Raw genomic sequence first — 26342 nt, forward strand, 5'->3', positions numbered from 1 at the left:
GCTCGCCGGAAGTCAGCCGAACGTCGCCAGAGGCTCGGCGCGGATCTCGACCCACGCGCAGCGCCGGCTGTCGTGATAGAAGGACTGGAACGGCGCCGGGAAGGACGGGTCGGCAAAGGCGCCGACGGGAATTGCGATCACACCGGGCTGGCTGTCGAGCCGGTAGTGGACGGTGGTTCCGCAATCCGGGCAGAAGCTATAGCTGACGCGGCCGCCCTGCTCGCCGACACGGGTGAACTCCGCCGCCCGTCCCTGGATGGACACGTCACCTTCCTTAAACCGGACATTGTAGCTAAAGGCACTGCCGGTGCGCCGCTTGCAGGCCAGGCAATGGCACACGGAAATGCGTACGATCTCGCCCGAGCAGACAGCCGAAAGCTGGCCGCAAGAGCATTCCGCGCGACGACTGACCATGGCCGGCTCCTTTCGGCTCCGCCCGGCCTCGTCCGACCAGCGCGGCTGGAGCAGCTTATTGAGTTCGGAAGCGCGGCGGAAGGCTCTCGCCCGTCACGGAGCGCGGCGGCCTTTGTCAGGCCCGCCAGGCCGCCAGATCCGCCAGGACTTGCGCCTTCAGCGCGGGGTCGGCATAGCTCGCCTTGACCGATGTCGCCGCGAGCTCGCGGATGGTTTCGCCGTCCCAGGCGAACGCGTCGGCGCAGGCGGCATAGGATGCTTCCAGCGTGGTGTCGAGCAGCGCCGGATCATCGGTGTTGATCGAGACCGGAACACCGGCCCGGCGCAAGGTGTCGATCGGATGTTCGGCGATCGACCGGTAGAGGCCGAGCGTGACGTTGGAGATCGGGCAGACGCCAAGGGGGATCTGCCTCTCAGCCAGCAGGTCGACCAGGTCCGGCTTCTCGATCGCCCGCACGCCGTGGTCGATGCGGTCGGCGCCAAGCAGGTCGATCGCGTCGCGCACGCCCTCCGGACCGCTGGACTCGCCGGCGTGAACGGTCCGCCGCAGGCCCGCCGCAGCCGCACGGCGGAACGCTTCGGCAAAGCGCGGGCCGGTGCGGCCGGCGACGGCTTCGTTGCCGTCGATCGACAGCGCAACCACGCGCGGATGCCTGATCCCGCTCAGCAGCTCCACCAGCTCGATCGCTTCCTCCGCCGACTGGGTGCGCAACAGGCTGACGCAAAGCCCGACCGGAGGGTGACCGTCCTCTTCGGCGGCCGCGAAGCCGGCGTCGAAGGCGTCGATCATCCCCGGAATGTTCTTGTACCAGTGCGGCCAGTGAGTCGGGTTGACGATGACGTCGGCATAGCGCACGCCGCTCCTGGCCATGCGCTGGGCGAACTTGTAGGCCGTGCTCGCCAGCTGCTCGCGCGTGCGGAACGTGCCGCACAGCCAATCGAGCATTTCGAGGAAACTCTTCAGGTTGTGCGCCTCGAACAGCCTGTCGCGCGGCGCGCGCAACGGAATGCCGGCTTCCTCGCAATTCCTGATCACGTCGTCGGCCTCGAAGCAGCCCTCGACGTGGATGTGCACCTCGGCTTTCGGCAATGCGATGTAGTCGGTCAACGGACGTCTCCCCTGTTCACGCGCCGCATTCAAGCACGAAAAGGCCCGACCCATGCTTCAAGGAATGATTGAAAGAATTGCGCGAGGCGGCGGCAATTGCCGCGGCAGTACCGTTCGTTGTAGCCATTGCGACCGCTTGATTTTGGAGGAGACGCGGCATGGACCCAATCACCGGCGGCTGCCTGTGCGGTAACGTCCGCATCGTTGCGTCGGGTGCCCCATACAGGGTCGGCATCTGCCACTGCCTCGACTGCCGCAAGCATCACGGGGCGCTCTTCTATGCCGCGGCGGTGTTCGCTCAGGATGCGGTGACGATCGAGGGCGAAACGCGCGATTATGCCGGACGGTTCTTCTGTCCGCGCTGCGGCTCGTCCGTCTTCGCCCGCACTGGAGACGAGATCGAAGTTCATCTGGGCTCCCTGGATGCTCCCGACCAACTGGTGCCGACGTACGAACTCTGGACCGTTCGTCGCGAGTCCTGGTTGCCGCCGTTTCCGCTCAAGAGACGCTACGAGCGCGATCGTGACGCCACGGGTCGTAGCGAGGGATAGCCGCGCAGTTTGGGCGGTCACGCCGGGGCTTCAGTCCGGAAGGCCGGCCTTGCGGAAGCCATCGACGAAATGCTGCATCGTCGCGTCGTCGCGGAACGGCTCCGTCGCGACCCAATAGGCGGTACTAAAATGCCGGTTGCCGACGAGGAACAGTTCGACCTCCGCGCGCGCCTCATCGAGCCGGCCAAGTTGCGCAAGGCTTGCCGCCAGGAAACGGCGCGAGCTCGTGCGATAGGTCTCGTCCCGGCGCAGCGTCTCGACGGCGGCTTCGTATTCACGGGCCGCATATTGTGCCTGACCGAGTGTCAGATAGTACCAGCTTGGCGGATAGGGGTTCAGCCGGAATGCCTTGCGAATGTGCTCGAGGCTTACCTCGATCTGCCCGGCCAGAACCTCGATGTCGGATATCGTCGCCCAGGCGTCGGCTTCGTTCGGATCGAGTTCGAACGCCTTGGCGAATTCAGCGTCCGCCTCGTCGAAGCGGCGTTCATAGGCAAGCAGGTTGCCCAGCACCCAGTGGCAGCCGGCATCGTTGGGATCGATCGCCACGGCCTTGCGCGCCAGCTCCAGGGCAACGCTCCGATTGGGTTCGATGGGTTCTCCCCAATGCACCCATTGCATCCAGTGGTTCATGGCAAGCCAGCGATAGGCCTCGGCGTAGTCCGGATCGAGCGAAACGGCGCGCGTCAGCATCAGGTGCGCTTCCCGCGCCGTCTGCGGCGAATCGTCGATCAGCTTGCGCGCCCGCACACACAGATCATAGGCCTCGAGATTTTTGGGCCGGTTGCGCGGCGGCGGCGCGCGCAGCCGGCCAAGCAGTGCCTCGACGATCTTGGCCGTCACCTCGTCCTGAACGGCAAAGATGTCTTCAAGGCTGCGATCGTAGCGTTCCGCCCACAGATGTTCGCCGCTCGAAGCGTCGACCAGCTGGGCATTGATGCGCACGCGCCCGGCGGCGCGCCTGGCGCTGCCTTCCAGCAGGTAGCGCACGCCGAGCTCCTCGGCGATCCCGCGCACATCCATCGCCCTTCCCTTGTAGGCAAAGACCGAGTTGCGCGCGATGACGAACAGGCCCGCGTTCCTCGACAGGTCGGTGATCAGGTCTTCGGTCAGCCCGTCCGCGAAGGACTCCTGCCCGGGATCATTGCTGAAGGCGACAAAGGGCAGCACGGCGATGGACGGCTTGCCGGGCAGCGGCAAGGGTTTTCGCTTCGCCTCGCCGAGCTGTTCGATGACGCCAGTGAAGCGGTAGCCGACGCGCGGCACCGTGGCGATCCAGTCACCGCCATCGGCGGCCGGACCGAGCAGCTTCCTGAGCTGGGCGATCTGGACCGTCAGGTTGCCTTCCTCGACGGCCGTTCCCGGCCATGCGGCATCCATCAGCTCGGCCTTGGCCAGGATTTCGCCGGGACGCTCGACCAGCGCCGCAAGCAGCTTCAGCCCGCGATAGCCGGCGGCCACGGGAACGTCGTTGCGAAGCAGCGTTCCCGCAGACGGATCAAGCACATACGGACCAAAGGCAAAGCGCGATCCCTGCATGCGGCTGATCTATAGCCCATTTGGAAGTTTTGAGAACTATTTGGGAGGGCTTAATTACGCCGCTGCCGGCATCCTGCAGAATTCAACCTCATTCAGGTCGAGGCCCCCAAATCGCATGGGCCTCAAACCACAGGAGGTTGCCATGAACGATACCCTTGCAACGGTCCAGCATTGCGCAGCGCGGCAGGCAGCGTCCGCGAGGCGGGCGCCGCGCCGGTCCTTGACGAGCCTGCGCGGCACGATCGCTGCCTGGCGCAGGCAGGCACGCTTTCGCTGGGATCTCAAGCGAATCTCGGAGACCAATCCGCATCTGATCGACGATATCGGCCTGACCAGACGGCAGGTCGAGGAAGAGATCGCCAAGCTGCCCTTCTGGCAACGATAAAGGCTAACCCGGTTGGCCCTCACTGCGTGTCCGCGTGTGCCCTTAGCTCCGCGCGCTTCTCGTCTGACACCACCGCCAGATCGAGCACCTTCTGCAATTCGGCCGCGTGGCGGAAGGATGGCTCGGGCTGGACGCCGCTCTTCACCGCCTCGGCGAAGCGCTCATAGTTGGTCGGCACCGTGCCGGCGTCGAGCGCCTCCCATCTGGCGTTCTCGACATTGTCGCCCACGCACGCCTTCAGCGCCGAGCCTTCGAGATTGTGCATCACCTCGATGCCGCCCTTGTCGCCATAGATGCGCAGCCTGAGCTCGTTGAGATGGCCGGTCGCCCAGCGGCTGGCATGCACCACGCCGAAGGCGCCATTGGAGAAATCCAGCGTCATGGCGAAGCTGTCATTGGCGTCGAGCCCGTATTCGCCGATGCGGTTGCCCGGCGCCTTGTCGAAGGCGCGCAGGCGGCAAAACACATGGTCGATGTCGAGCGCCGCGCCATAGCTGGCGAAATCGAGGATGTGGATGCCGACGTCGCCGAGCACGCCGTTCGAGCCATGGCCGCGCGACAGGCGCCACAGCCATTTCGGGTCGGTGCGCCAGTCGCCCCAGAATTTCGACACCAGCCAGCTTTGCAGGTAGGAGGCCTCGACATGGCGGACCGTACCGATCTCGCCTGCCAGCACCATGGCGCGCGCCTTCTGCAGAGGTGCCACATTGCGGTAGGTGAGGTTCACCATGTTGACGATGCCGGCGGCTTCCGCGGCGTCCGCCATCTCGGTCGCCTTGCCGAAATTCTCGGCCAGCGGCTTCTCGCACAGAACCGGCTTGCCGGCGGCGATCAGCGCCATGGTGGTCGGGTGATGGATGCGGTCCGGCGTGACGTTGGCGACAGCGTCAAATTCACCCCATTTCAGCGCCTCCTCCAGCGAGGTGAAGCGGTTGGGGATCTTGAAGCCGTCGGCGAATTCGCCGACGCGGGCCGGATCGACATCGACGGCGCCGACAATGTCGACGCCCTCGATGGCGCTGAAGCGGCGGGCATGCTCCTGCGCCATCCAGCCGGTACCGAGTATCAAAAGCCGCATTTTTTGCTCCTCCGAGCGAATTGGTTCGATTCAATCATATCAGGTGGATAACCGCTATTGCTGCAGAGTTCCAGATGGAAAGCGCTGCCTTGAACTAACGGAAGCCGGCCTCGCCGGCCGTGTGCAGCTTGCCGCCGCGCTCGACGATCGGCTCCAGCGCGTTGTCCACCGGCACGTTCGGCGCGTCGTGGATAGCACGCTTCGCGCCTTGCGGGTTCGCCGCCCACTTCACCGCGTTGCGCAGCACCTGCTGCACCGTGGCGTCATGATAGGTCGGATAGGTCTCGTGGCCGGGCCTGAAATAGAAGATGTTGCCGGCGCCGCGCCGATAGGTGAGCCCGGAGCGGAACACCTCGCCGCCCTGGAACCAGGAGATGAACACCGTTTCAAGCGGCTCCGGCACGGCGAACTGCTCGCCATACATCTCCTCGTTCTCGAGTTCGAAACAGTCGCCAAGCCCATCGGCGATCGGATGGCTGGCGCTCGTCACCCAGAGCCGCTCGCGCTCGCCGGCCTCGCGCCATTTCAGCGTGCAGGGCGTTCCCATCAAACGCTTGAATATCTTCGAGAAATGGCCGGAGTGGAGGACGATCAGCCCCATCCCCTCCCAGACGCGGCGCGCCACCCGCTCGACCACTTCGTCGGCGACGGCGCCATGATCCTTGTGCCCCCACCAAACCAGCACATCGGTCTCCGCAAGGCGGGATTCGGGAAGGCCGTGCTCTGGCTGCTCCAGCGTCGCGGTCGAGGCGGAAATGCCGGGGTCGGCCTTCAGCGCGTTGGCAATCGTGGTGTGCATCCCTTCGGGATAGATCGATGCGACCACCTCATTGGTGCGCTCATGGATATTCTCGCCCCAGACGACAGCGCGTATTGTCATGACATCCTCGTGGTGAACCGGAGCCGACCCGCCCCTGGCCATACATAGAGCCTGCGGCCGACATTGAAAGCGCTTTTCGAAGTGGTTGCGAACGCCAGCGGCCTCGTCACCCCAGGCTGGAGCAAGGAGCGGTGCGACGCAGCGAAGACCCCAGGATGACGCGTTCGGGGCTTCGCCAGTGAATGCGCCAGCCTGAAAGCATCCTGCGCCAACAACGACCTAGGCCAATATGCTCCCACCGTGAATCAACGCCTCCCGGCAACCCTTTGGCAAACGCCACGCCTCGGTTACAATACCGGCCATGCGCGAGGCACTGCTTGGGGTCGCGATCTTTGTCTGCCTGGCTGGGGCTTCGCTCACCAGCCTGCTGATCCATGGCCGGTTTCCGCCCCATCACCGCCAGGACGATACCAGCGCGATCGTGCGGCTCGCCGCCAATCTGTTCGTCGTGATGACCTCGCTGGTGCTCGGCCTGATGATCAACTCGGCCAAGAACACGTTCGAATCCATCGACCACAACGTCCATGCCTATGCGACTGAGTTGATTTTGCTCGACAGGTCGCTCAGGCAATACGGCCCCGAGACGCAGGCCGCGCGCCAGCCGCTCATCGCCTATGTGCAGCGCGTCGTCGACGCCACCTCGCCCAGTCAGCAAACCCCGATAGTCGCCAACAGACTGTCGGAGCTTTTGCTCAACAATGTCGGCGACCAGCTGCGGGCGCTGACGCCGCCCGATGACGAACACGTCGCCATGCTGCAGGAAGCCCGCCAGCAGTTGCAGAAGGTGATCGAATTGCGCTGGGTGCTGGCCGAGCAGTCGGAGGGCGCCATCCCCGGACCACTGATCGCCCTTCTGGTTTCCTGGCTGACGCTGATCTTCGCCAGCTTCGGCTTCAGGGCGCCCTGCAACGCCACCGTGGTCAGCACCTTCATCGTGTCGGCGGCGCTGGTCGCCGCCGCGCTCTATCTAATCATGGACATGGATATACCCTTCTCCGGCCCGATCCAGATCTCGCCAGCGCCGCTCCAAAGGGCGCTGGCGGAGCTCAAGCAGTGAGGTCACGAGCCGCGCTGGTTTAAGTCGTTGAGCAACCGCTTGGCTGCCACCGCCGCTCCGTCGCTGTGGCTCGTGCCGGCAAGAGCCACCGTCCAGGCGTGGGTTTCCGGCGCGAGTGCCTTCGCAAGGGCTGCCGTATGATCAGCCCTGGCGGCCTTCCTGGGCGACCTGTGTCAACGGCTTCGACATGCGCGGCACCACCACCAGGCGCTTGATCTTGCCTTTCTTGTAGGCGGCAAGGAAGCGGGCATAGTCCTTGAAGACGACGCAGCCATTGGACTCGGCGCGGCCGCCGCGCAGCATGTAGGTATGAGCAAGCAAGCCGTCGCGGCCATATTTGTTCTTGCCGCTGGTCGGCGTCAGCCGAATCGCCTCGACGCCGTGGAAGCGCGATTCACGCATCGACAGATTGTAGGTGTCGGGCGGCGTCGGGCCGACATTCTTCTTGTTGACGAAGCGCGGCTGGTCGACCATCGAGCCCAGCCCGGAATGGGCCTCGAGCTTGGAGCCATCAGGCATATAGACGGTCCTGGCCGCGATATCGTAGACGGCGACGCCATTGCCCACGCTTGGCCTGTTGCTGAACAGGTTGCCGAACACTCCGCCCGCGCCGCGCTCCGGCATGTCGGGCTTGGCGTAGGCGAGCATCTCCGCGTCCTGGGTCTTCGAGCGCTTGCCCGGCTTGGCCGGCTTGGCCTGGCTGGCCTGCACACCCGGCAGCGCCGGCACGGCCGCATGCTCCGAGCTGCGCGGCGACAGGGCCGGGAGCTTCCCGGACAGCACGTCCGCGGCCTTGGCCGACTGGGCCTTGCCGGTCTTTGACGCCGACGCCTTGGGCGCCTGCTCCTGTGGCGCCTCGATCCGTGGTGCGTCCGCCCTGGAGGCTTGAGCTTTTGGCGATTGATCCGGCTGCTCGATCAGCGCCCGTGGCCGGCCGGTTGGCAACGGAATTGTGTCCGGCATCTCGTCCTGCGGCGGCAGCGAGGCAAGCAGAACTTCGGTCCCTTGCGGCTCCTGCAGCCCGTCAGGCGCGGCCAGCGCCACGGACGGCGGCGGCGACAACATGTCGACCTCCGGCATTGCGTTGGCGAGCGCCAGCGCCAGGCGCGACGAGCGTTCGATCTCCGCCACCGGAGGTCCGAAGCGCACCGATGCCGGGCCCTGCTGGTCGGGCAGGCGAACCGGTTCGGCGAAGCGGGCATCGGCCGGCAGGCTGGCCAGCAGGACCGGCTTGTCCTGCGCGCGGGCAAAGGCATCCGCCAACTTTTGCGGCGACAGCTTTGCGCTGGCGACGACGCTGTCGAAGCGGTCGGCCGGGGCAGTACGCGCCACGGTTTCCGGCGCGGCCGTCCTCGGCGCGACGCTATCGGGCCTTGCCGCAGGACGCAGGCGCGCCATCTTGCCGTCATGCGAGAAATTCGAGGCCTGGCGCAGGCAGGCAGCATCGCAACGCCCGAGGAGCGCCTGCCGGTGCCGGGCATCCGCCGGGAGCGAAAGCGCCCAGGAACTGGCGAGCGCGCGGCGCGGATCGGCAAGCGCGATGGTGCCCGGCGCAAGCAGGCTCGGCGGCAATCGGTTGGAGGCAGCGGTGAGCGAGGTGCCCATCGAATAAAGGCCAGCCAGGGTCGCCACGGACCACAGGGCGAGCGCGGCGCCAACAGCAGGCACCACAACCCAAAGATGACCACCAGATGTCTTCGAAGCTACCCCCTCTTCAGGAGCGTCACCCCGGTACTTCAAACGCAAAAACGCCATACGACCACTCTCAATCGGCATGCCGGTTCGCGGACCTGGCACCCGTCACGATCACAGTTCGCCTGGTGCCCCCTGCACCTTCACGCGTCTGTTGCCGATTGATTCAAAAGATGGACAAAGATGGTTAACCAATCCCTCCACCAGTCGCCGATACGGCGACGGTCCATACGAAAAAAGAGCCCTCCACGGTCTGCGCCACGGTAAAAATGCTCTCCCTCACCCGCTTTGCTGCCCGTTTTTCAAGCCTCTGTCAAGAAAGCGTGAAGATCGGAACCGCAGCAACTCGGGCCGGTACAGGGCGTTTGAGGTCGAAATGCGACCGCCCGGCTGGCATTGGAACACGTCGGTCGAAGATATGCTGGGCCAGCAGGCCAGGCGGTCGAAAGATATTGCGGAGACGGATCTGACCCAAAAAGTCACCTCCGCCCGGAGCGGAGGCGACGACGAAACTCTCGCGCCGCGAACCCGGTCGCCGGCGGCGCGTGCTCACATGCTCATGGCCAGGTCCCGACTATGCTCGCAGCGTTCAGCGCGTTTCGTCGGATCCGTCGGCGACGCCGACATGATGCCGGTAGACCATGCCCCAGCCCTTCCAGCCGGTGAACAGGAGGATGAGGACTACGATCAGCGACAGCACCAGGCCGACCGGCACCACTGCCGCCTCGCCCTGGGCATATCGCGAGTACCAGTTGTAAAGCTCGACCAGCACGACAATGGCGTTGCCGCCAGCGTGCAGCCATGCATCGCGAAGGTTGCGGATCCGGGTATCGCCCAGCACATCGGTAAGGCCGGCAAGAGCGGCCAGCGCGGCCATGACCAGACCGGCCCCCAGCAGCCAGAGCGAAGCGGTGACCCAGCCCGGATTGCCGGTTCGCCAGAAGATGAGGTCGCACACGAAGGTGGCGACGAAAAAGGCGATCGGGAACGGTATCAGCATTGCATGGACAGGATGGCCGGCAATGCTTGCGGTGCTGTGCGGATTGTGGGTGATCGGGTCGCGCGTCATCGTAATGCCTCCCGCAGGCGTGGCGAGCGCCGCCTCGGCCACATACTCATCACCGGGCCTGGCGGCAAAAAGCCGGATACGAACCGAACTCGGACAGGTGCGGAATGTTCCGCAGTCCCGTTACTCCAGGGGCGCCTGTCGGCTTGGAGTTGGGCGTCCTTCGACCAAACCGGGGACGGGTTTCGTCTTGCCGCTCAGCCGTGCGCCCAAGGTCAGCGCCAGCGGAAAATTGCGGACAACCGCTTCCATCAGCGCGGCGCCGCCGGGACCAAGGGCGATGCGGGCAATGGCTTCGGCGGCAAGGATCCGCGTCGAGAACAAGCCTCTCCAGGCCGCCTCGTAGCGTCTGCCCGCCGCTTGGCGTCCCGCCTGTCCGGCCTGAGCGTCGTCGAGTTGCCGCGCCAGGAGCCAGCCGGACTGAAGCGCCATCGATATGCCCTCGGCGATGATCGGGTGCGACTCGCCGGCGGCATTGCCGGCGCGGAAGATGTCCCCTTCGTAGCCGGCGCGGATGCCTGGCCGGATCGGACCGGCGGCGAGCCACGGACCGTCGGCGCTGGCTTCCTCAAGGGCCTCCCTGACGCCCCGGCATGTCGCCATAAGATGATGCTCGACGGCCTCGGCCGCCGAGACGTGGCCGCCGCGCTCGGCGGCAAGGCCGCTGCGCAGCAGGGCGAGCCTATCGCGCCTTATGCAGCACGAGATCGACATGCGGCCATGATCGGCCGTGACCATGCCGCCATAGCCGCCGCGAAACGTGATGAGCGGCATCAGGTCGGGCGCCAGGGACGATCCGGTGAAATGCGCCTTGAAGCCGAGCAGGTCGGAGGGGCGGCTTTTCTTTTCGAGCTGGCTCGGCAGCGGTCCAGGCTCCCACGAGCCGTGCGCGGCGACGACCACCGGCGCCCGCAGGATCGTCGCCTCATCGCGGCAGTCCCTTGCTTCAATCCGCACCGCTTGGCAGTCGCCTTCGCGCTCGACGGCGACGGCGCGGCAGGGCTGGAAGACTTGCGCCCCGGCCGATCGGGCCGCATCGAGGAGCAGGATATCCAGAACGTCGCGGCCCAGCGCGCGGCCGAAGCCGGCTCTTGCCGCCGGCCCGAGCCTTGCGCCCGGCATCTCGGCCTCGATGCAGGCGTCGCCGGAAAAGAGCCCGACGCGGCGGATTTCGGGACCGGCTTCGGCGCGCCATGCATCGCCGATCCCGAGCCGGTCGAGAAGCGTGAGATTGCTTGCCGAGATGTATTCGCCGCACACCTTGCGGCGCGGAAACATGTTCTTTTCCACGATCGCCACGCCCCACCCGCGCCGGGCAAGCGCCAGCGCAATCGACGTTCCCGCGGGGCCGGCGCCGATAACGATCGCGTCGTGGGTGGACGGCCGCCTCATGGCGCGTCCACGGCCGGCATCGAGCTCGCGCCGACGAAGACATGCGAGAAGGCTCCGGCGCGCCGTTCCTCGAGCGGTCTGCCGCCGGCAGCGCTCCAGAGGCTGGAAAGCTCGCGGCCGCGGAAGCCGGCGCGCACACTCTGAGGGGCGTCATGCCTGGTGACATCATTGGCGCCGATCGCCCATAGAAGCCGCGCCGCGGCCAGCGCCCAATTCGCCCGCAGCGGTTCTGTCGCCAGGATGAGCGGAGCCTTGCGCCGCAAAAGCAAAAACAGGCGCAGCAGTCCGGCGTCGTCGAAATGATGCAAGAACAGGTTGACCGTGATCGCGTCGAAGGGCCTGCCGTCCGTCTTCTGCGCCCAGTCGACGACGTCGGCAGTGACGGTTTCGAGCTTCCATCCCAGCCTGGCGAAATCGGCGGCGAGCGCTGGCGTGACGAGACCGACGCGATCGAGCATCGTCAGTTCCACCCCGGGCCAATCGGTGGCCAAGCGGCGGGCCACCTTGAGCATGAAAGTGCCGTCGCCCGCGCCGATCTCCAGAATGCGCTCGGGCGGCTTCGGCAAGAATTTCCGCAGCAGCATGGCCATGATCGGCGCCTGGAACATCAGCGCGTTGATGCGGGCGAGATCGCGGCGCGAGCGCAGCGCCCGCGCATCGTCGGCGGCGAGCCCATCCAGGATTTCCGGGACGAGGCTGCGCTGCGCGAGCGCGGTCATGAGACGGTCCTGAACAGCATGGTCTCGGCCGTCAGGCCGGGTCCGAAAGACATGCCGCAGCCCAGCAGTCCGCCGGGCCTCTTCAGCATCTCCTCCATCACGAACATGACCGTCGCAGACGACATGTTGCCGTAGCGGCGCAGCACCTCGCGCGACGGCTCGAGCGCGGCCGGTTCGAGAGCGAGCGCCCTTTCGACGGCGTCGAGAATGCTGCGCCCGCCGGGATGCACGGCCCAGAGGTCGATCGCCTCCGGCGGCCGGCCACCAAGGATTGCGTCCTGGCTGCTTCGCAACGCTTGCTGGACCGCCCCCGGGACCTTGCCGGAAAGAAACATGTCGAAGCCGTGGTCGCGGATATCCCAGGTCATCAGGTCCCGCTGCTCGTCGGCGACGGCGCAACAGAAGGAGTCGAGCTCGATGCCGGGCGGCTCGGCGGTCACGAGCGTCGCCGCGCAGCCATCGCCCCAAAGGCAGAAAGAGAGCAGCTTTTCCAGCTCGTCGGTCTCCCTGATGTGCAAGGTGCATATTTCGATATTGACCAGCAGGATCCTGGCTCGCGGGTTGGAGCGGACGATGTGGCGGGCAAGCTTGAGGCCGCTGACCGCCGCATAGCAGCCCATGAACCCGATTATCGTGCGCTCGATGCCATCCGGCAGGCCGCAGCGCTGAACCAGATCGAGGTCGATACCGGGCGCGGAGAAACCGGTGCAGGTGGTAACGATGAGGTGGGTGATGCGCGACGCCTCGTCGCCAAGATGCAGCCCGTCGACGCCGCTTTGCGCCAGGACCGGGGCGGCTTCGCTGAACATCGCCATTCTGACGGCCGTTCCGGGAAAAGCGCCACGCCTGAAGGTCCCGGCGAAGTCGGCCGACGGCCCTTCGGGTTCGAGGGCGGGCGCGAAGCAGGAAAAGCGGTGCTCGATGCCGGCGAGGCCGGCCATGCGTTCGAATATTCTCCTGCGATCGGGGGCCAGCATCGAGGCTGCGTAGCGCAGGTAGAACTGGTGGACGTCGTGCTGCGGAACCGCCGTCGCGATCCGGTTGATATAGGCACTGGCGGACACGTTTCTGTCTCCCTGGGCTCGGGCGCGATGCGCCGGAGGGGTTTTTGCTACTGACAGGCGCCAAGCGTTGAGCGTTGCCTATTCGATAAACGTTTCGGAAAACCAGTTTCTTCCTGGCGGTCCAAAAGATTCTGGAAGGATCATACGCAAAATCAAAGTGTTACGGTGTCTTTCGCGCGCGAAGGGCACGCCGGCCACGAGCGCATGGAGCCGGCGGGAATCTTCGGTCCGTCAGGCAAAGCTTCGGGCCGATCACTTGCTGCCTTGCACCGCTCCGGGCACGATCAAGGCTCCCTGATCGCGCTCCGAATACCTGAAGCCGATAAAGAACAAGGCGATGATGATGAGGCAGATCGCCAGCACGGTGGCGAGGATCCTTCCCGGGTGGTTTTCGGCAGGCTGTTTGTCTTCCATGGCGGTTCGCCTCGCTTATAAACCCGACCGGAGCGGCAAGGGTTCCAAGCTCCCAGGCGCAATGGCCGGATGAGGAAGCCGATCGCGGCGATCACGTGACATCGATGACGACCATCAGCCCGCCGCCGCCTTTCTCCTCGACATTGTTGTTCGTCGTGTGGTGCGGGATGTGGCAGTGGATGAGCCACTTGCCCGGGCGCTGCGCCTTCCAGACGGCGTCATACCGCTGCCCCGGGCCGACATTGATCGTAATCGGCAAGGAAGCGCGCCGAGGGTGGGATCGTCTCGCCGTCGCGGGCAACGACCTCGAACGGTCCGCCATGGATGTGCATCGGGTGGATGAAGCCATTGTTCGTGCCAATGAAGCGCACCTTAAGCGTCTCGCCGACCTCCATCTTGATAGTGTCAGTTGAAGGATAAGCCCTGCCGTTGATAGTGAAGAAATTCGGCATGCCGCCGTCCATCGGCATCGACGGATAGGTCAGACCCTCGCGCACCAGCCATTCCTGCAGCTCGATGACATAATCATGATCGGCCACGACCTCGTCGGCAGGATTGGCGGGATCTATGATCAGCGCCCCGTAGAGACCGAGCGCCTGGGTCCGGTCTGGCTTGGCGTGCGGATGGTAGAAATAGGTTCCGTGCTGCGTTGCCGTGAACTCGTAGGAATAGGTCCGTCCAGGTTCGATCGGCGCTTGTGTGATCTCCGCTGGCCCATCCATCTGGTTCGGCAGGATCATGCCGTGCCAGTGAATCGTCGTTTCCTCGGGCAGATCGTTAGTCACGTTGATCCGCACTTTGTCGCCCTGCCGAATGTGAATGCGCGGGCCGGGAATCTGGCCATTATATGCATAGGCATCCACCGCCACGTTCGGCAGGATCTGCCAGCGGATCACCGAAGGGCGGAGTTCGAACACCTTGACGTCGTTCTCCACTCGAAAAGGCAATTCCTGATCGCCTTTTTTCGTCAAATCATAGGTAGCGCTCACGAGGCGCGGGTTGGTGGCTGCCATATCGCGCATGGCGTCAGCCGGCGTATCGCGATCCATGATCATGCCCTGGGGCATGATCACCCCGCCAACGTCGCGGGCCGACAGCGTGAGGTTCAGCCAGTTCGCCGGCGCCGCCATGCCAATTGCGAGCGCGACCAGGGAAACCGCCCCGAGCGCAATCACCTGTGCCGTTGTGGCGTCCGTCTCCATATGGTGGCCGTCCTTGCCTTTGCGGGAGGCCATGTCGTGGCCCCTTCCGTGACGGTCAGTGGCGTCGGCCTGCTGCATCTGCATGTGGGCGTGTTGTCTCTTTGCAGGCTGTTCCCGACTGCCCCTCTCGGCGGGTGGCGGGCGCTGCGTCATCAGCCCGTGCTTCAATTTTCGTGCAACCAGCCACACATTGGCGGGATAGGCGAGGGTAAAACCGGCGATGACACCGATCGACATCACACCCCAGAATAAAAGTTCCGTCGGCTCCATGGCCCGCATGTCGCGGCCCATCATCAGGAAGCTCATGACCGGCGCCATGCCGGCCATCATGAAATTCATGGAGATGAATTCGGGCAGGAAACTCTTGTGCACATTCTCCCAGTAAGTGCCGCCCATCATCGATTTCATGAACAACGACTGGAAGATGAACAGACCGAAGGCAAAGCCGGCCAGATATTCGACGATGAGGTCGAGCCACATGGGCAGGCCGAGCGTGGCGGTGATGACGGCGGCGAGGATGATGCCGGTGGCATCGCCAGCGACGCAATGGATGGTCGAGCCGACGCCCTGTTTCCAGAGCGGGCTGGTGAAGGCCTCATGCTCGCCGGGGCGCGGCTCCTTGTCGGCCAATACATAGAGCAGCAGTCCCAGCGGACCCATATAGAGCGTCACCAGGATAAAACCCCATTTCATCACCACCGGTTCGGGGTTGTTGCGGTACTGGTCGATGCCGACATAGAGGGTCGAGGCCGCCGCAATCGCGAACCAGGCAATGAGGAAATAGTCGATCGGCTGGATGAGCATGATTGCGGCCTCGTCCCATGAAACGGCTGGTTGTATTTCCTGCACATGAACGCGGCCGCGGCCATTGCGATCCGACTGCAGTCCAGTAGCCAGTTCGATCCCGCTTGACCTTCCAGCAACTGGAACCCTTAGCGTGACGGTATCCGGCGGCGGACTTCCTCACTATCCAGGAGCAAAACATGCATCGACGCAGTTTTCTGGCGGCAGGCCTGGCGACGGTTCTGGCGAGCCCACGGGCGCTGGCGCAGATGAAGATGGACGACATGCCGAACATGGACTCCATGCCGGGCATGGACATGGGCGGCCATACCGGACACGACATGGGCACGATGGCGCAAGGCGCAGTCACCCTGCCCGAAGGCCAGCCGTTGCGTGAGCTGCCGCTGCTGGCCAACGAGGCCGGCCGGCCCGACCTTTTCAAGGCGCGGCTGACAGCATCGCCTGCCACGGCGCGTTTCGCCGAAGGGCAAGACACGCCGATCCTCGCCTATAACGGCACGAGCCCCGGGCCGCTGATCGAGGCCTTCGAGGGCGACCGTGTCGAGATCACCTTCGCCAACCGCATCGATGGCGAGGCAAGCACCATCCACTGGCACGGCATGCCGGTGCCGGCCGACCAGGACGGCAATCCGATGGATCCGGTGGCGGCGGGCACCGAGCGCGTTTATGCCTTCGATCTGCCGGAAGGCTCGGCCGGCACCTACTGGTACCACCCGCATCCGCACGGCAGGACGGCCGAGCAGGTCTATCGCGGCCTGGCCGGCGCCTTCGTCGTTAAGGCCAAGGCCGATCCTGTTCCGGCCGAATATGGCGACACGGTGCTGGTGTTCACCGACCTCAGGCTCGCCGCCGACGGCTCGATGCCCGCCAATTCGATGAGCGATCTGATGAACGGCCGCGTCGGCGACCATGTGCTGGTCAACGGCCAGAAGAACCCCAGACTTGCCGTGGCGAAGGGTGCGAAACGGCGCCTGCGTCTCTACAACGCCACCAATGCGCGCTTCCTGAAGCTCGCCTTCGACGGCGCTCCGATGACGATCATCGGGACGGATGGCGGGCAGCTGGCGGCGCCAGTGGCGGCCGACGAGATCCTGCTCAGCCCGGGCGAGCGCATCGAGCTGGTAGTCGCCTTTGACAACCCCGGACCCATCACTCTGTACACGCTCGACTACGATCGCGGCTGGATGGGCACCGGCCGCCCGGCCGATGCGGGGCTGACGCTGCTGACCGTTGACGTCTCCCAAGAAACGGGAGAAGCGATGCCGCCGATACCGGCGCGGCTGCGCCCAATCGCGCCGCTTGCCGCCCCCGCGCTCTCCCGGCGCCTCGTCCTCACCGAGACCATGGCGATGAACGTCACCGGCATGGAGATGGGCTTCCTGATCAACGGCAAGGCCTTCGACATGGGACGCGTCGACATCGTCGGCAAGGCCGGCGAGACCGAGCTCTGGGAGATCGTCAATCGGGCCGACATGGATCATCCCTTCCATGTCCACGGCACGCAATTCCAGGTGATCGAGCACGAGCGCGACGGCAAGGTCTCCAAGCCGCCCTTCCTTGCCTGGAAGGACACCGTCAACGTGGCGCGCGGCGAGACGCTGCGGCTGCTGTTGCGCCAGGAGCGGCCCGGCCGGCGCATGTACCACTGCCACATCCTCGAGCATGAGCAGCTCGGCATGATGGGCGTGCTCGACGTCACGGCATGAGAACCGGCGTCGCGTCCAGAGCGGCGATGCTGGCGCTCGCCGGCTCGCTCGTCCTGTCCTCGCCGCTGGCCGTGGCCTCGGGCGACGCGGTTGTTGCGGCCCGCCAGGCCTCGATGAAGGCGATGGCGGCGGCGGCGAAGACCGTAGCCGAGATGTTCGACGGCAAGCGCGCCTATGACCCAGCCGGCTTCAAGGCGGCGGCCGAGGCGCTGCGCGCCCGCACCGGTTCTGCCCTGATCGGCGAATTCCCGGCGGGCACGCTCGGCGCGCCTTCCGGCGGCAAGGCGGCGATCGACCAGGCGCGGCCGGAATTCGAGGCGCTCGCCCGCCATATCGGCGGGCTCGCCTCGGCACTCGCCGCCAAGGCCGAAAGGGCGCCGGCTGAGATCACCGAGGGCATGCGCATGGGCGCGATGCTGCCGATGGATGGCGGCAGCCTGCTCGGCAAGCGGCCGAATGCCGTGCAGCCTGATCCGGCCACACTGCCGGCGGAGCATCTCCTGCATCTCATCCTGCAGGACTGTTCGAGCTGCCACTCGAAGTTCCGGCAGAAGGTGGAGTGAGCGTGGCCTTCCGTAGCGGCGTTTGCCAAAAATTAACTTGTTGAGCTGACGCTAATATGATGACCAAGAACCTCAACAACGCCACCCCCGACTCTCCGATCCAGGAGGTCAGGCCTTCGCTGGTCGGCAAGGTGGCGCCGGCGCTGTTTCCGCTGGTCGTCGCGGCGCTCGGCTATCTCATCGGCCGGCAGTTCTTTGGATTCTGAGGCGCCGAGCCGCGGGATCAGATCGCAGGCGAAGAACCGTTGCCCTTCGCCGGCATTCGATCTCTCCTTCCCATGCCTGCCCCCTGCCCTAGCTTCTCCTGGAAGGAGGACTGCATGGCGATCTATGGCCTTAGAGTGGTGAGCTTCATCTTCGCGGCGCTGGCCTTCGTGCCGGCGGGGGCGCATTTCTTTTCGATGTACAGCAAACTGAAGCTCGACGGCACCAGCTATCTCGCCGCGCAGCGCGCCTATGACGGCTGGAGCCTGTTCGGTATCGTCGTGCTGGGCGCCTTGCTGTCGAGCGCGGCACTGGCGGTCGTGCTCTATCGCTCAGGCGGTGCCTTCGGCCTTGTGGCGCTCGCCTTCATCGCCATCGGCGCCACGCAATTCGTGTTCTGGAGCTTCACCTTTCCGGTAAACCGGGCGACCCGCAATTGGTCCATGCTGCCCGACAATTGGGAAATGCTCAGGCGGCAATGGGAATATTCGCATGCGGCCGCGGCCTGCCTCAACGCGCTGGCGCTGCTGTTGCTGTTCCTCTCGGCACTGCGCCTCGACGCGCGGACAGCGTGAGGGCTTCGGCTGGGGAATGATTGTAAAACGTTGCTGGGAACCGGAGGCCGTACACGTTGGTCCTAGGCCCTAGGTCGCTATTGCCCAAGTATTAGCATGAGCGCATGTTCAAGCAGCCGGCGAGGTCGCAGAAGCCGGTCAGGCCCGGCGGCCAACCCATACATCACCCCCCTCGGCGGCCGGGCCACCTAACTTCCCGAAAGTGATGAGGTACGATCCCGGTCGCCGGAGAGTTGCGGCGGCGGAGGGATTGGCGACGCAAACCTTCCGGCGCCGGGGCCAGCCGGGGGCGCGAAAAATCGATGCGGAGGCAACAAATGCCTCAGCGCTCCGTCGAAGCAAAAGCTTTTGGCTCAGGGAGCCTTAGAAATGGTGGTGGCGGCGAGCGCCCCAAGCTTGCCCGCCTTGAGCAGTACCGGCCTGGCGTAGGTCTTCTTCACGGAATCCCTCCTTCAGCAGCTGCCAAACTTTCCTCTGCTTCGCCGCTCCTGTCAACGCACCGAGGTTGAGCGGCCTGGGACGGACCTCTGTTCACGCCTGTGATAGCCCCAGCCGACTCAACGAACGCCTGGCACTGGCGCTTTGGTGGAAAATGCGGGATCAATCGACTGCCAGGGAAACGTTGCCGATGTGCAATCTCTACAACATCACCACCAGCCAGGAGGCGATCCGCCAGTGGACGCGCGCCCTGCGCGACGTCATCGGCAACCTCGAACCCTCGGTCGACATCTACCCGAACCAGTTCGCCCCGGTGGTGCGGAACGCCGCCGACGGCACGCGCGAACTCGCCACTCTGCGCTGGGGCATGCCGACACCGCCGGAGCGCATGCGCGGCAATGCCGATTCCGGCACCACCAACATCCGCAACCCGCAATACGCCCACTGGATGCCTTACCTTGGCATCGAGAACCGATGCGTGGTGCCGGTGACGAGTTTCGCCGAGCCCTCGCCCCAGCCTGGCGACAAGGACCCCGAGACCGGCGTGCAGAAGAACTTCTGGTTCGCGCGCGGCGAAGATCGACCGCTGTTCTTCTTCGCCGGCCTGTGGACGCCCTGGCAGGGCGTGCGCAAGGTCAAGGAAGGGCCGGGCGACCACCAGCTCTACGGCTTCCTGACCACCAGGCCCAATGCGCTGATCGCGCCGATCCACGAGAAGGCGATGCCGGTGATCCTGACCACCCAGGAAGAGACCGAGACGTGGCTGACCGCGCCATGGCCGGAGGCGCGGAAGCTGCAGCGGCCAGCGCCTGACGACGCGCTGGTGATCGTGGAGAAGCCGGCGACGCAGATCAAGTTTCCCGCCGAGCCGCCGGCGCAGGGGTCTTTGTTTTAGAAACCAAAGCCGGCAAATGGCCGACCCCTTTATTGCTCATCCCGCCACACGACCCGCCGCACCGTCCTTATTTCGGCAAGCCTTCTCACCCGAATGCCTTGCCTCTCCCCCGCCGTCGGGCTCTGCGTCTCGGCGTGCATGAATTCGTTCTTGCCGCAGCGCTCGCAGCGCATCTTGCTGCCCACGAGGTCAGGTTCGATGTCGCCGAAAATCTTCAGCAGATCGTCGGGCTGATACCAACGCTTGACGTTGCAGAGTCCGCAGCGGACGAGCACGAGTTGCCCGATCTCGTGGGCATTGCTGAGCCGCCGCCCGCCGCCGCGCTTTCGTCTTCTGTCAGTATCAGGCATGACTAATAATAGGAACGCATTCCTCGTTTGGTCAATTCGCCCTTGACATTTTTGTTCCCTTTTTGTTCACTGCGCACATAACGTATGAGGAGCAGCCGGGATGGACCAGATCGTGACACTGGACGGCCGCCAGGAGGCCGCGCTTCAGGCTGTGGCCGACAAGTTCATCGCGCTCCACAAGGGCGACCCCATGAAGGCGCTGAAGGAGATGATCGTGCTCAACGGGCACCTTCAGGAACAGCTCGATGCGCTGCAGGTTTCAAGGAGGCGGCAATGAGCATCCTGCATCTCGACGCCGAAGCGCAGGCTGAATTGCAGGCCGAGGCCGAGAAGCTGATCGCCCGCTACGCGAGCCCGCTGGAGACGGTGAAGGCGCTGATGGCCTACAATTGCGAGTTGGAAACACAAATCCTCGCGCTCGCTCACCGCCACCCGGAGCTGGTGTCGCTGAGCTATGACGATACGCCGGCGATAATCGGCTGAAGCCATGTCCGCGACGGCGCGGTTGTCCACGCCGTCGCCGAGGGATGCTTGTCTCACGCCGCCCGCAGACCTTCCTTAGGGCGCAGGTTCTGGTTCATGCGGAACAGGTTTTGCGGGTCGTAGCGCTGCTTGATCTCCAGCAACCGGCGATAGTTGCCGCCATAGGCCGCTTCGATCCGGTCGGTCTCGTCCTCCGGCATGAAGTTCACATAGGCCGTGCCGACGGCGTAAGGCCGTGTCGCCTCGTAGATACCGCGAGCCCAATCGATGCAGGCCTTGTCCATTGCCGGCTCGCGCCAGCGGGCATGGACGTTCATGACGAAATGCGAGCTGCGCTGCGGAAACGCGGTGGCATCCGCTTCGACGCGGCCCGCCACCCCGCCGACATGGCCGAAGAATATCTCGCATTCGGGACCCGGAAGCCTCGCAATCGCCGCCGTGGTGACCTCGACCGCGCCGTCGGAAAGCTCGGTGAAGTCATGGCTCTTCCAGTAGTTGCGGGCGCCGGGCGTAAGCAGCGGGTCGAAGGCCTGCTGCCAGCCGGTGAACGGATTGACACCGACGACGTCGGCGATCGGCGAGCCGATGGCGCGCAGCTTCCGGGTCGCCTTTTCGCCGGTCTCGATGTCGCCGCAATAGCACATGGCCAGCACCAGCACCTCCTTGCCGTGCCATTCGGCCGGCAGGAAGGGCAGCGGCGGCGCTTGCCGCATGACCACCCAGCAGGTCAGTTCGTCGGGTGCATCTTCCAGCGCCTGCTTATATTCCCGCAGCACTTTCCCGGCATCGGCGAAGGGATGGACGACAAGCCCCGACAGCACTTGCGGCCCGAACTCATGGAGCTGAAACTCGAACGCCGTGACGACGCCGAAATTGCCGCCGCCGCCGCGCAGCGCCCAGAACAGGTCGGGATTTTCGTTCTGGCTGGCGCGCAGCAATTTTCCGTCGGCGGTGACCACGTCAGCGGAAACGAGATTGTCGATGGTCAGCCCGAATTTGCGGGTGATCCAGCCGAAGCCGCCGCCCAACGTCAGGCCGGCAATGCCGGTGGTCGAATTGATGCCGACTGGCATCGCAAGCCCGAAGGCCTGCGTCTCCCTGTCGACATCGGCAAGCGTGGCGCCGGGCCCGACCCAGGCTCGCCGTGCCGCGACATCGACCCGCACCGACTTCATCAGCGACAGATCGAGCATCAGGCCGCCGTCGCAGACGGCGCTGCCGGCAATGTTGTGGCCGCCGCCACGCACGGAGACGAGGAGCTTGTTTTCCCGCGCGAAATTCACGGCGGTAACGACATCGGATGCACCAACGCAGCATACGATCAGCGCGGGCCGCCGGTCGATCATGCTGTTCCAGATGCTGCGCATGTCGTCGTAGGCCGCGTCGCCTTCCCGCAGCGCGGTGCCGCGTATCCGAGCCGAAAGGGCATCAAGGGCCGCGGCGTCGAGCGTCGTCTTGCCGCCCTCAAGGGTGGTGAAGCTCATGGCATTCATGCTTTCCTCCCGTTTTTGTGGTGAGCCCCCCTTCCTGCCTTTTAGTGTGCGCTTATGTTAGCTGTGACGCAAGCAATGGCGGGCAGCGCGGCCCGCCATTGCGAACTGAATTTCTCAGCGGACGATCCGCTGCACGGCGCGGTAGTTGAGTGCTCGCGTTTACCGGCGATCTCCCGCCTTGCCTGCAATCTTAATGGGCAGGAATAACAGAACTTCAATCAACGCAAATTATACATCGCGGGGGATGTGGACCATGGAGGGGAACGCCGCATGAAACGCCTGATGTTTGCCTGCTCGATATCGTCTGGGCTGCTTTTGTCAGCGAACCGGGCGTTTGCGTTCAATTTCGGCTTCGTCAGGGTGCCGGACTGGATGGATCCTTATATCGGCGTGCTCGTTGCCGTCACCTTCTTCTTCTGGCTCGGACTGGCGGCGACAAAGCCGAGCGGCGTGCCGTTCAAGCAGGTGCGGTATGTCAAGGTTTCGCCGATAGCGAATTTCTTCTACCTCGGCATGGCCTTCTTCTTCACCATCATGATGGTCATGCTGTTCGCCGGCATGGGCCTGAGGCGATACGCTGAGTGGACCGGCGCAGCGTAGAGCGGGAGCGAAACGGGACAGATCGACGCTCTTCCGCGCCCCCTCTGTCCTGCCGGACATGTGCCCCACAAGGGACCCACAAGGGGGAGATTGGCAGCTTCGCCGCCGTTGCCCCTCACGCCTTCTCGCGCTTCAGCGCCTGCGCCATGCAGTGGATGCCGCCGCCGGTCTTGGAGATCTCACTCATATCGACGGCCGCGACCTCGAAGCCGCGCGCCCGCAGCTTTTCGATCAGCGTCTGGCTCGATGTCGGCGCGATCACCCTGTCCATGCCGAGCGACATGAAGTTGCAGCCGAGCGCCATCGTGTCCTGGAAGGGCACGTCGATGATCTCGTGGCCCTTGCCCTTCAGCCAGTCGACGATGCCGGGCTCGGTGCAGGCGAGGCAGACCGCGGTAAGCTTTTCGGCGATCGGCACAACCATCAGGTCGATATGGACATAGTATTCGTCGATGAAGGCGATGCGCGTCTCCCAGCCTTCCTTGTCGAACCAGGCCTGCACCTGGCGGGCGCCCTCCTCCTGGGTGCGAGCGCCGCCGCAGCCGATCAACACCACGCCGTCCTCGATGACGTTGAAGTCGCCGCCTTCGAAGGTGCCGGCGGTCACCATATCGTAGATAGGGATGCCGAGCTTTTCATAGGTGCGGATGGCGGCGTAGTTCTCGCCGCGCCGCCACCAGTTGGCCATGGCGGTGATGAAGGCGCCGTAGGGCGTCATGACGCTGGAATCGCGCGAATAGACCTGCATCGGCAGTTCCGGGGTCGGCTCGTGCCAGTGGATGTTGACGCCGAAATGCTCGTATGCCGCGACAAGGTCCTTGTGCTGCGCCTGCGCGATCTGGACGTTGCAGGGCGCCTCGCGCAGATGTTTTCTAGACAGCGAGCTTGTCGACAGGTGGCGCAGAAAGTTGGGCGAACCAAGCAGCACGTCGGTCAGCACATCGGTCTCGTTGGCGAAGCCCCAGGCGGTCAGCGGCTTGGTGCCGCCGGCGGGGTTGCGGCGCTGCAGCGAGAACGGCTCGGCGACGACGCGGTCATGGACGGTCATGGTTGTTCTCCTCGTGGGGTCGTTGATCGGTCATGCAGTGGAGGCGGCCGGGATCCACCAGTCGCGCCCGCGCGCCGTGGCGACATATTCCGGCCAGCGGAAATTGATCGGCGGCTCGTAGTCGCAAAGCGGCGCGATCCAATTCGCGCCGCCGACGCCGCCGCCGGTGCGGGCGACGAACTCGTCCATCGCCGCATCGCGCGCGGCCTTGTCCTCGAGCAGGCGCAGCGCCGTCAGCGCGATCGTCTTCGAAGCGCAGGTCACCATCGGGTCGATCGTCGCGGCAATGCCGCCCAGCGCGTTCATCACCCAGCCTGGCCAGGCATGGCCGTTTGCCGAGCGCAGCGCCGGGCGCGCGACATAGAAACGCGCCGTCGGCGCATGCCAGCTCATGTCGGTGTAGTCGTCCGAGGTCGAGTTCACCTGCGAGGGCGGCAAGTCGCGGCGCAGGATCGCCTCGGCCTCCTGCGGCATGATCAGCCGCTCCAGCTCGTCGATGAACGGGTGTTCTGCCGCCGTACCGCCGGCATTGACCTGGATTTCGCGGGCGATTTTCTTCGCCTTCTCGTCCCAGCGCGGCGGCCCAACGGTCGAGAGCGCTTCATAGGCGAGCCCAGCCATGGCGTGATTGGCGAGGCCGGGCCGCGACTTCGACACCCAATGGCGCTCGTAGCGGCAGCCGCTGATCGCCGCGGCCGCGGCCGCATTGCGGTCGAGCACGTCGGTGACCTGCTCGGCCATGGCAATGGTCGGCACACGGATCATATACTGGATCTCGGCCAGCCCTGCCGGCAGATTGTCGGCGGTCGCCTGGCCTGCGGTCAGGATCGCCTCGCTGATCGACCAGCCGCCCTGGTGCGGCAGCATGGAATCGCGCAGCGTCTTGGAGGCCATGTACATCGTCATCAGCGCGTCGTTGGCGCCCGGCGCCCTGACCGCCGAATGCGCCTGCGGGATCGGCGCGCCATCGCTTGCGCGAACCCACTTTTCGGGTTCGTCGCAGACAAAGCGGTAGATCATCGCGTAGGCGGCGCCGCAATGCGTGTCCCAGCGCGCCGTGTTGCAGAGCGGCAGCATGTAGAAAGGATGGAAGGAGATCATGCCGGCGAGGCCGTCATAATAGCCCCTGGCGGCGTGGATCGGCTTCGAGCCCCTTACCTTCTCCGCCGGCTCGCCGGTGAAGCGCAGCGTGCCCTGTACGCCGTGGCGCTGCATGGCCGCCTTGGTGGCGAGCAGGCCGCCGAGGCTGGCGATGCCCAGCCCCGAATGCGGATCGGTATGGCCACCGGCCTCGAAGCCGAGGCCGGGGCGCGGCCGCTTCACCGTGGCGGCATCCTGGCAGTTGCCGGGCACGGCGTCATATTCGGCATACATGCCGACGGTCGGGCCGACGCCATTGGTCCAGTGGGCGCAAAACGCGGTTGGCATGCCGCCCGAGCCTTCCTCGACGGAAAAGCCCTCGCGCTTCAACCGTTCGACATACCAGGCGGCCGACCGGTACTCGCGCCAGGCGGTCTCGCCGAAGTCGAAGATGGTCCGCGTCCATGCCGACAGCGACGGCTGGATGTCGTCGAGGCAGGCAAGTGCCGTCGCTTGCGCCGATGTCGTGGCCGGTTGCTCCATGGCCAGAAGAAAGCAGTGAAGCGGCCTTTCAAAAAGTGATATGTTTTCCCGGCTCGTGCAAATTCGGTTCACCTGAGGTCCCTTGCGCATACCATCCACACAAGCCCTGCGTGCCCTCGACAGCTTCGCCCGTCATGGCAGCGTCTGGCGCGCCGCCGACGAACTGCACCTCACTCGCAGCGCCGTCTCGCACCAGCTTCGCCTGCTCGAACGCGACCTCGGCTTCGACCTGCTGGAGCGCATCGGCAAGGGCGTCGCGCTCACCCCGCGCGGCCAGCGCTATGCCAGCGACGTGCGCAAGGCGCTGACCGTTCTCGGCGACGCGGTGGGGCGCAATGCCGGCACCGGCGTCGGCGGCTCGTTCGCCGTCTCCTGCACGCCGGGCTTCGCCTCGCTGTTCCTCTGCACCCATATCGGCGAGTTCCGGCAGATGTATCCCGATGTCGCCCTGCACATCCTGACGCCGAGGCGCCTCGACGACGTCAGCAATCCAGACGCCGATGCCTTCATCGCCTTCGGCGTCGGCAACTGGCCGAACCGCGCGGCCGAGCTTTTGTGCGAGATCTCGTTCACGCCGCTCTGCAGCCCGACGCTGCTCAACAAGGTGGGTGGCTTTTCCAAGCCCGCCGACGTGCTGCGCGCCAATCTCCTGCATCTCGGCGACACCGAGGACTGGGCACGCTGGCTGGCGCTTTCCAAGGTGGAGAATCCGGACACCGAGGGCGGCATCTTCTTTTCCGACATGAACCTCGTCTTCTCGGCGGCGATCGCCGGCCAGGGCATCGCCATGGGTGACGAATTGACCAGCCGCAAGGCGCTGAACGAGGGCCGGCTGGTGCGCCCATTCGACATCGCGATCAAATCGCCGCGGTCATACTTCCTGGTGTCGGAGCATGCCAAGGCCAACCATCCGGTGCTGCAGGCGTTCGGCGGATGGCTGCGATCGAAGCTGTCGGAGAACAGGGTCGGGCCGTATTGAGAGCGCGCCATCCATTCCAC

At 65.0% G+C, this 26342-nt stretch carries 27 protein-coding genes and 1 pseudogene; 12 read left to right on the top strand and 16 right to left on the bottom strand.

What is annotated here, in order from left to right; all coding sequences use genetic code 11:
• Window positions 1–12 precede the first annotated feature (12 nt).
• Together EJ073_RS09290 and add are read right to left on the bottom strand one after the other, a co-directional pair.
• Window positions 13–414, bottom strand: a complete 402-nt coding sequence (locus tag EJ073_RS09290) for a GFA family protein (RefSeq protein WP_126055453.1) — start codon at window positions 412–414, stop codon at window positions 13–15.
• 115 nt (window positions 415–529) lie between these two features.
• Entirely contained in the window at window positions 530–1522 is a 993-nt protein-coding gene (add, locus tag EJ073_RS09295) for an adenosine deaminase (RefSeq protein ID WP_126055454.1), read from the bottom strand.
• 158 nt (window positions 1523–1680) lie between these two features.
• On the opposite strand from add, the gene EJ073_RS09300 reads away from it, so the two are divergent.
• The gene (locus EJ073_RS09300) at window positions 1681–2073 is read left to right on the top strand and encodes a GFA family protein (protein WP_126055455.1); all 393 of its coding nucleotides are present in this window, start codon (window positions 1681–1683) and stop codon (window positions 2071–2073) included.
• A gap of 30 nt (window positions 2074–2103) precedes the next feature.
• Here EJ073_RS09300 and EJ073_RS09305 read toward each other — a convergent pair whose 3' ends face one another.
• Entirely contained in the window at window positions 2104–3612 is a 1509-nt protein-coding gene (locus EJ073_RS09305; RefSeq protein WP_126055456.1) for a winged helix-turn-helix domain-containing protein, read from the bottom strand.
• Between the two features lie 142 nt (window positions 3613–3754).
• Here EJ073_RS09305 and EJ073_RS09310 point away from each other — a divergent pair, with 142 nt between their 5' ends.
• On the top strand, window positions 3755–3997 hold the full coding sequence (locus EJ073_RS09310; protein ID WP_126055457.1) for a DUF1127 domain-containing protein: 243 nt from the start codon (window positions 3755–3757) through the stop codon (window positions 3995–3997).
• 19 nt (window positions 3998–4016) lie between these two features.
• Here the strand turns inward: EJ073_RS09310 and EJ073_RS09315 are convergent, their stop codons facing one another.
• Complete coding sequence (locus tag EJ073_RS09315) at window positions 4017–5075, bottom strand: Gfo/Idh/MocA family oxidoreductase (protein WP_126055458.1); 1059 nt, start codon at window positions 5073–5075, stop codon at window positions 4017–4019.
• A 94-nt stretch (window positions 5076–5169) separates the two neighbouring features.
• Window positions 5170–5955: a ThuA domain-containing protein gene (locus EJ073_RS09320; RefSeq protein ID WP_126055459.1), complete on the bottom strand. Its 786-nt coding sequence runs from the start codon at window positions 5953–5955 to the stop codon at window positions 5170–5172.
• A 301-nt stretch (window positions 5956–6256) separates the two neighbouring features.
• Here EJ073_RS09320 and EJ073_RS09325 point away from each other — a divergent pair, with 301 nt between their 5' ends.
• Window positions 6257–7012, top strand: a complete 756-nt coding sequence (locus tag EJ073_RS09325; protein ID WP_126055460.1) for a DUF4239 domain-containing protein — start codon at window positions 6257–6259, stop codon at window positions 7010–7012.
• A gap of 141 nt (window positions 7013–7153) precedes the next feature.
• Here the strand turns inward: EJ073_RS09325 and EJ073_RS09330 are convergent, their stop codons facing one another.
• The 7 genes and pseudogenes from EJ073_RS09330 to EJ073_RS09355 all read right to left on the bottom strand — a co-directional run bounded on the left by EJ073_RS09330 (window position 7154) and on the right by EJ073_RS09355 (window position 15365).
• Window positions 7154–8680: a tlde1 domain-containing protein gene (locus EJ073_RS09330; RefSeq protein WP_245455520.1), complete on the bottom strand. Its 1527-nt coding sequence runs from the start codon at window positions 8678–8680 to the stop codon at window positions 7154–7156.
• 613 nt (window positions 8681–9293) lie between these two features.
• Window positions 9294–9773 carry a DUF2231 domain-containing protein gene (locus EJ073_RS09335; protein WP_245455521.1) on the bottom strand — a complete coding sequence of 160 codons (480 nt, stop codon included), beginning with the start codon at window positions 9771–9773 and terminating at the stop codon, window positions 9294–9296.
• A gap of 120 nt (window positions 9774–9893) precedes the next feature.
• Window positions 9894–11162: an FAD-dependent oxidoreductase gene (locus tag EJ073_RS09340; protein WP_126055461.1), complete on the bottom strand. Its 1269-nt coding sequence runs from the start codon at window positions 11160–11162 to the stop codon at window positions 9894–9896.
• A complete protein-coding gene (locus EJ073_RS09345) occupies window positions 11159–11881 on the bottom strand; it encodes a class I SAM-dependent methyltransferase (protein WP_126055462.1) in 723 nt (240 codons plus the stop codon). The genes EJ073_RS09340 and EJ073_RS09345 overlap by 4 nt, the downstream gene beginning before the upstream one ends.
• Complete coding sequence (locus EJ073_RS09350) at window positions 11878–12945, bottom strand: type III polyketide synthase (protein WP_126055463.1); 1068 nt, start codon at window positions 12943–12945, stop codon at window positions 11878–11880. The genes EJ073_RS09345 and EJ073_RS09350 overlap by 4 nt, the downstream gene beginning before the upstream one ends.
• A 252-nt stretch (window positions 12946–13197) precedes the next feature.
• Window positions 13198–13359, bottom strand: coding sequence for a hypothetical protein (locus EJ073_RS31445; RefSeq protein WP_189347868.1), 162 nt, complete (start codon window positions 13357–13359; stop codon window positions 13198–13200).
• 91 nt (window positions 13360–13450) lie between these two features.
• Window positions 13451–15365: pseudogene (locus tag EJ073_RS09355) on the bottom strand (DUF4396 domain-containing protein).
• Window positions 15366–15544: 179 nt separating this feature from the next.
• Here EJ073_RS09355 and EJ073_RS09360 point away from each other — a divergent pair.
• From EJ073_RS09360 to EJ073_RS09375, 5 genes are all read left to right on the top strand, one after another.
• Complete coding sequence (locus tag EJ073_RS09360) at window positions 15545–17071, top strand: multicopper oxidase family protein (protein WP_126055464.1); 1527 nt, start codon at window positions 15545–15547, stop codon at window positions 17069–17071.
• The gene (locus EJ073_RS09365) at window positions 17068–17634 is read left to right on the top strand and encodes a cytochrome c (RefSeq protein ID WP_126055465.1); all 567 of its coding nucleotides are present in this window, start codon (window positions 17068–17070) and stop codon (window positions 17632–17634) included. The genes EJ073_RS09360 and EJ073_RS09365 overlap by 4 nt, the downstream gene beginning before the upstream one ends.
• Window positions 17635–17690: 56 nt before the next feature.
• A complete protein-coding gene (locus EJ073_RS31450) occupies window positions 17691–17840 on the top strand; it encodes a hypothetical protein (RefSeq protein ID WP_190233872.1) in 150 nt (49 codons plus the stop codon).
• A gap of 114 nt (window positions 17841–17954) precedes the next feature.
• The gene (locus tag EJ073_RS09370) at window positions 17955–18413 is read left to right on the top strand and encodes a hypothetical protein (RefSeq protein ID WP_126055466.1); all 459 of its coding nucleotides are present in this window, start codon (window positions 17955–17957) and stop codon (window positions 18411–18413) included.
• Window positions 18414–19041: 628 nt separating this feature from the next.
• Window positions 19042–19746, top strand: coding sequence for an SOS response-associated peptidase (locus tag EJ073_RS09375; RefSeq protein WP_126055467.1), 705 nt, complete (start codon window positions 19042–19044; stop codon window positions 19744–19746).
• 29 nt (window positions 19747–19775) lie between these two features.
• Here the strand turns inward: EJ073_RS09375 and EJ073_RS09380 are convergent, their stop codons facing one another.
• Complete coding sequence (locus EJ073_RS09380; protein ID WP_126055468.1) at window positions 19776–20096, bottom strand: hypothetical protein; 321 nt, start codon at window positions 20094–20096, stop codon at window positions 19776–19778.
• A gap of 100 nt (window positions 20097–20196) precedes the next feature.
• Between EJ073_RS09380 and EJ073_RS09385 the strand changes: the two genes are divergently transcribed.
• Together EJ073_RS09385 and EJ073_RS09390 are read left to right on the top strand one after the other, a co-directional pair.
• Window positions 20197–20373, top strand: a complete 177-nt coding sequence (locus EJ073_RS09385; protein WP_126055469.1) for a hypothetical protein — start codon at window positions 20197–20199, stop codon at window positions 20371–20373.
• Window positions 20370–20579, top strand: coding sequence for a hypothetical protein (locus EJ073_RS09390; protein ID WP_126055470.1), 210 nt, complete (start codon window positions 20370–20372; stop codon window positions 20577–20579). Before EJ073_RS09385 ends, EJ073_RS09390 begins: the two co-directional genes overlap by 4 nt.
• Window positions 20580–20632: 53 nt before the next feature.
• On the opposite strand, the gene EJ073_RS09395 is transcribed toward EJ073_RS09390, so the two are convergent.
• Entirely contained in the window at window positions 20633–22072 is a 1440-nt protein-coding gene (locus EJ073_RS09395; protein ID WP_126055471.1) for an FAD-binding oxidoreductase, read from the bottom strand.
• Window positions 22073–22342: 270 nt separating this feature from the next.
• Between EJ073_RS09395 and EJ073_RS09400 the strand changes: the two genes are divergently transcribed.
• A complete protein-coding gene (locus EJ073_RS09400; RefSeq protein ID WP_126055472.1) occupies window positions 22343–22672 on the top strand; it encodes a hypothetical protein in 330 nt (109 codons plus the stop codon).
• Between the two features lie 115 nt (window positions 22673–22787).
• Here the strand turns inward: EJ073_RS09400 and EJ073_RS09405 are convergent, their stop codons facing one another.
• Window positions 22788–23720: a dimethylarginine dimethylaminohydrolase family protein gene (locus EJ073_RS09405; RefSeq protein ID WP_126055473.1), complete on the bottom strand. Its 933-nt coding sequence runs from the start codon at window positions 23718–23720 to the stop codon at window positions 22788–22790.
• Between the two features lie 30 nt (window positions 23721–23750).
• A complete protein-coding gene (locus EJ073_RS09410; RefSeq protein WP_126055474.1) occupies window positions 23751–25343 on the bottom strand; it encodes an amidohydrolase in 1593 nt (530 codons plus the stop codon).
• 82 nt (window positions 25344–25425) lie between these two features.
• On the opposite strand from EJ073_RS09410, the gene EJ073_RS09415 reads away from it, so the two are divergent.
• Complete coding sequence (locus tag EJ073_RS09415) at window positions 25426–26322, top strand: LysR substrate-binding domain-containing protein (RefSeq protein ID WP_126055475.1); 897 nt, start codon at window positions 25426–25428, stop codon at window positions 26320–26322.
• Window positions 26323–26342: the final 20 nt, after the last annotated feature.

This window comes from Mesorhizobium sp. M4B.F.Ca.ET.058.02.1.1 (genome assembly GCF_003952505.1).
GTDB lineage: Bacteria > Pseudomonadota > Alphaproteobacteria > Rhizobiales > Rhizobiaceae > Mesorhizobium.

Bases quoted from the DNA above. Each gene is read 5' to 3' on its own strand.
- EJ073_RS09290 (WP_126055453.1), bottom strand. From the start codon at position 414: ATGGTCAGTCGTCGCGCGGAATGCTCTTGCGGCCAGCTTTCGGCTGTC.
- EJ073_RS09300 (WP_126055455.1), top strand. From the start codon at position 1,681: ATGGACCCAATCACCGGCGGCTGCCTGTGCGGTAACGTCCGCATCGTT.
- EJ073_RS09305 (WP_126055456.1), bottom strand. From the start codon at position 3,612: ATGCAGGGATCGCGCTTTGCCTTTGGTCCGTATGTGCTTGATCCGTCT.
- EJ073_RS09310 (WP_126055457.1), top strand. From the start codon at position 3,755: ATGAACGATACCCTTGCAACGGTCCAGCATTGCGCAGCGCGGCAGGCA.
- EJ073_RS09315 (WP_126055458.1), bottom strand. From the start codon at position 5,075: ATGCGGCTTTTGATACTCGGTACCGGCTGGATGGCGCAGGAGCATGCC.
- EJ073_RS09320 (WP_126055459.1), bottom strand. From the start codon at position 5,955: ATGACAATACGCGCTGTCGTCTGGGGCGAGAATATCCATGAGCGCACC.
- EJ073_RS09325 (WP_126055460.1), top strand. From the start codon at position 6,257: ATGCGCGAGGCACTGCTTGGGGTCGCGATCTTTGTCTGCCTGGCTGGG.
- EJ073_RS09335 (WP_245455521.1), bottom strand. From the start codon at position 9,773: ATGACGCGCGACCCGATCACCCACAATCCGCACAGCACCGCAAGCATT.
- EJ073_RS09340 (WP_126055461.1), bottom strand. From the start codon at position 11,162: ATGAGGCGGCCGTCCACCCACGACGCGATCGTTATCGGCGCCGGCCCC.
- EJ073_RS09345 (WP_126055462.1), bottom strand. From the start codon at position 11,881: ATGACCGCGCTCGCGCAGCGCAGCCTCGTCCCGGAAATCCTGGATGGG.
- EJ073_RS31445 (WP_189347868.1), bottom strand. From the start codon at position 13,359: ATGGAAGACAAACAGCCTGCCGAAAACCACCCGGGAAGGATCCTCGCC.
- EJ073_RS09360 (WP_126055464.1), top strand. From the start codon at position 15,545: ATGCATCGACGCAGTTTTCTGGCGGCAGGCCTGGCGACGGTTCTGGCG.
- EJ073_RS09365 (WP_126055465.1), top strand. From the start codon at position 17,068: ATGAGAACCGGCGTCGCGTCCAGAGCGGCGATGCTGGCGCTCGCCGGC.
- EJ073_RS31450 (WP_190233872.1), top strand. From the start codon at position 17,691: ATGATGACCAAGAACCTCAACAACGCCACCCCCGACTCTCCGATCCAG.
- EJ073_RS09370 (WP_126055466.1), top strand. From the start codon at position 17,955: ATGGCGATCTATGGCCTTAGAGTGGTGAGCTTCATCTTCGCGGCGCTG.
- EJ073_RS09375 (WP_126055467.1), top strand. From the start codon at position 19,042: ATGTGCAATCTCTACAACATCACCACCAGCCAGGAGGCGATCCGCCAG.
- EJ073_RS09380 (WP_126055468.1), bottom strand. From the start codon at position 20,096: ATGCCTGATACTGACAGAAGACGAAAGCGCGGCGGCGGGCGGCGGCTC.
- EJ073_RS09385 (WP_126055469.1), top strand. From the start codon at position 20,197: ATGGACCAGATCGTGACACTGGACGGCCGCCAGGAGGCCGCGCTTCAG.
- EJ073_RS09390 (WP_126055470.1), top strand. From the start codon at position 20,370: ATGAGCATCCTGCATCTCGACGCCGAAGCGCAGGCTGAATTGCAGGCC.
- EJ073_RS09395 (WP_126055471.1), bottom strand. From the start codon at position 22,072: ATGAATGCCATGAGCTTCACCACCCTTGAGGGCGGCAAGACGACGCTC.
- EJ073_RS09400 (WP_126055472.1), top strand. From the start codon at position 22,343: ATGAAACGCCTGATGTTTGCCTGCTCGATATCGTCTGGGCTGCTTTTG.
- EJ073_RS09405 (WP_126055473.1), bottom strand. From the start codon at position 23,720: ATGACCGTCCATGACCGCGTCGTCGCCGAGCCGTTCTCGCTGCAGCGC.
- EJ073_RS09410 (WP_126055474.1), bottom strand. From the start codon at position 25,343: ATGGAGCAACCGGCCACGACATCGGCGCAAGCGACGGCACTTGCCTGC.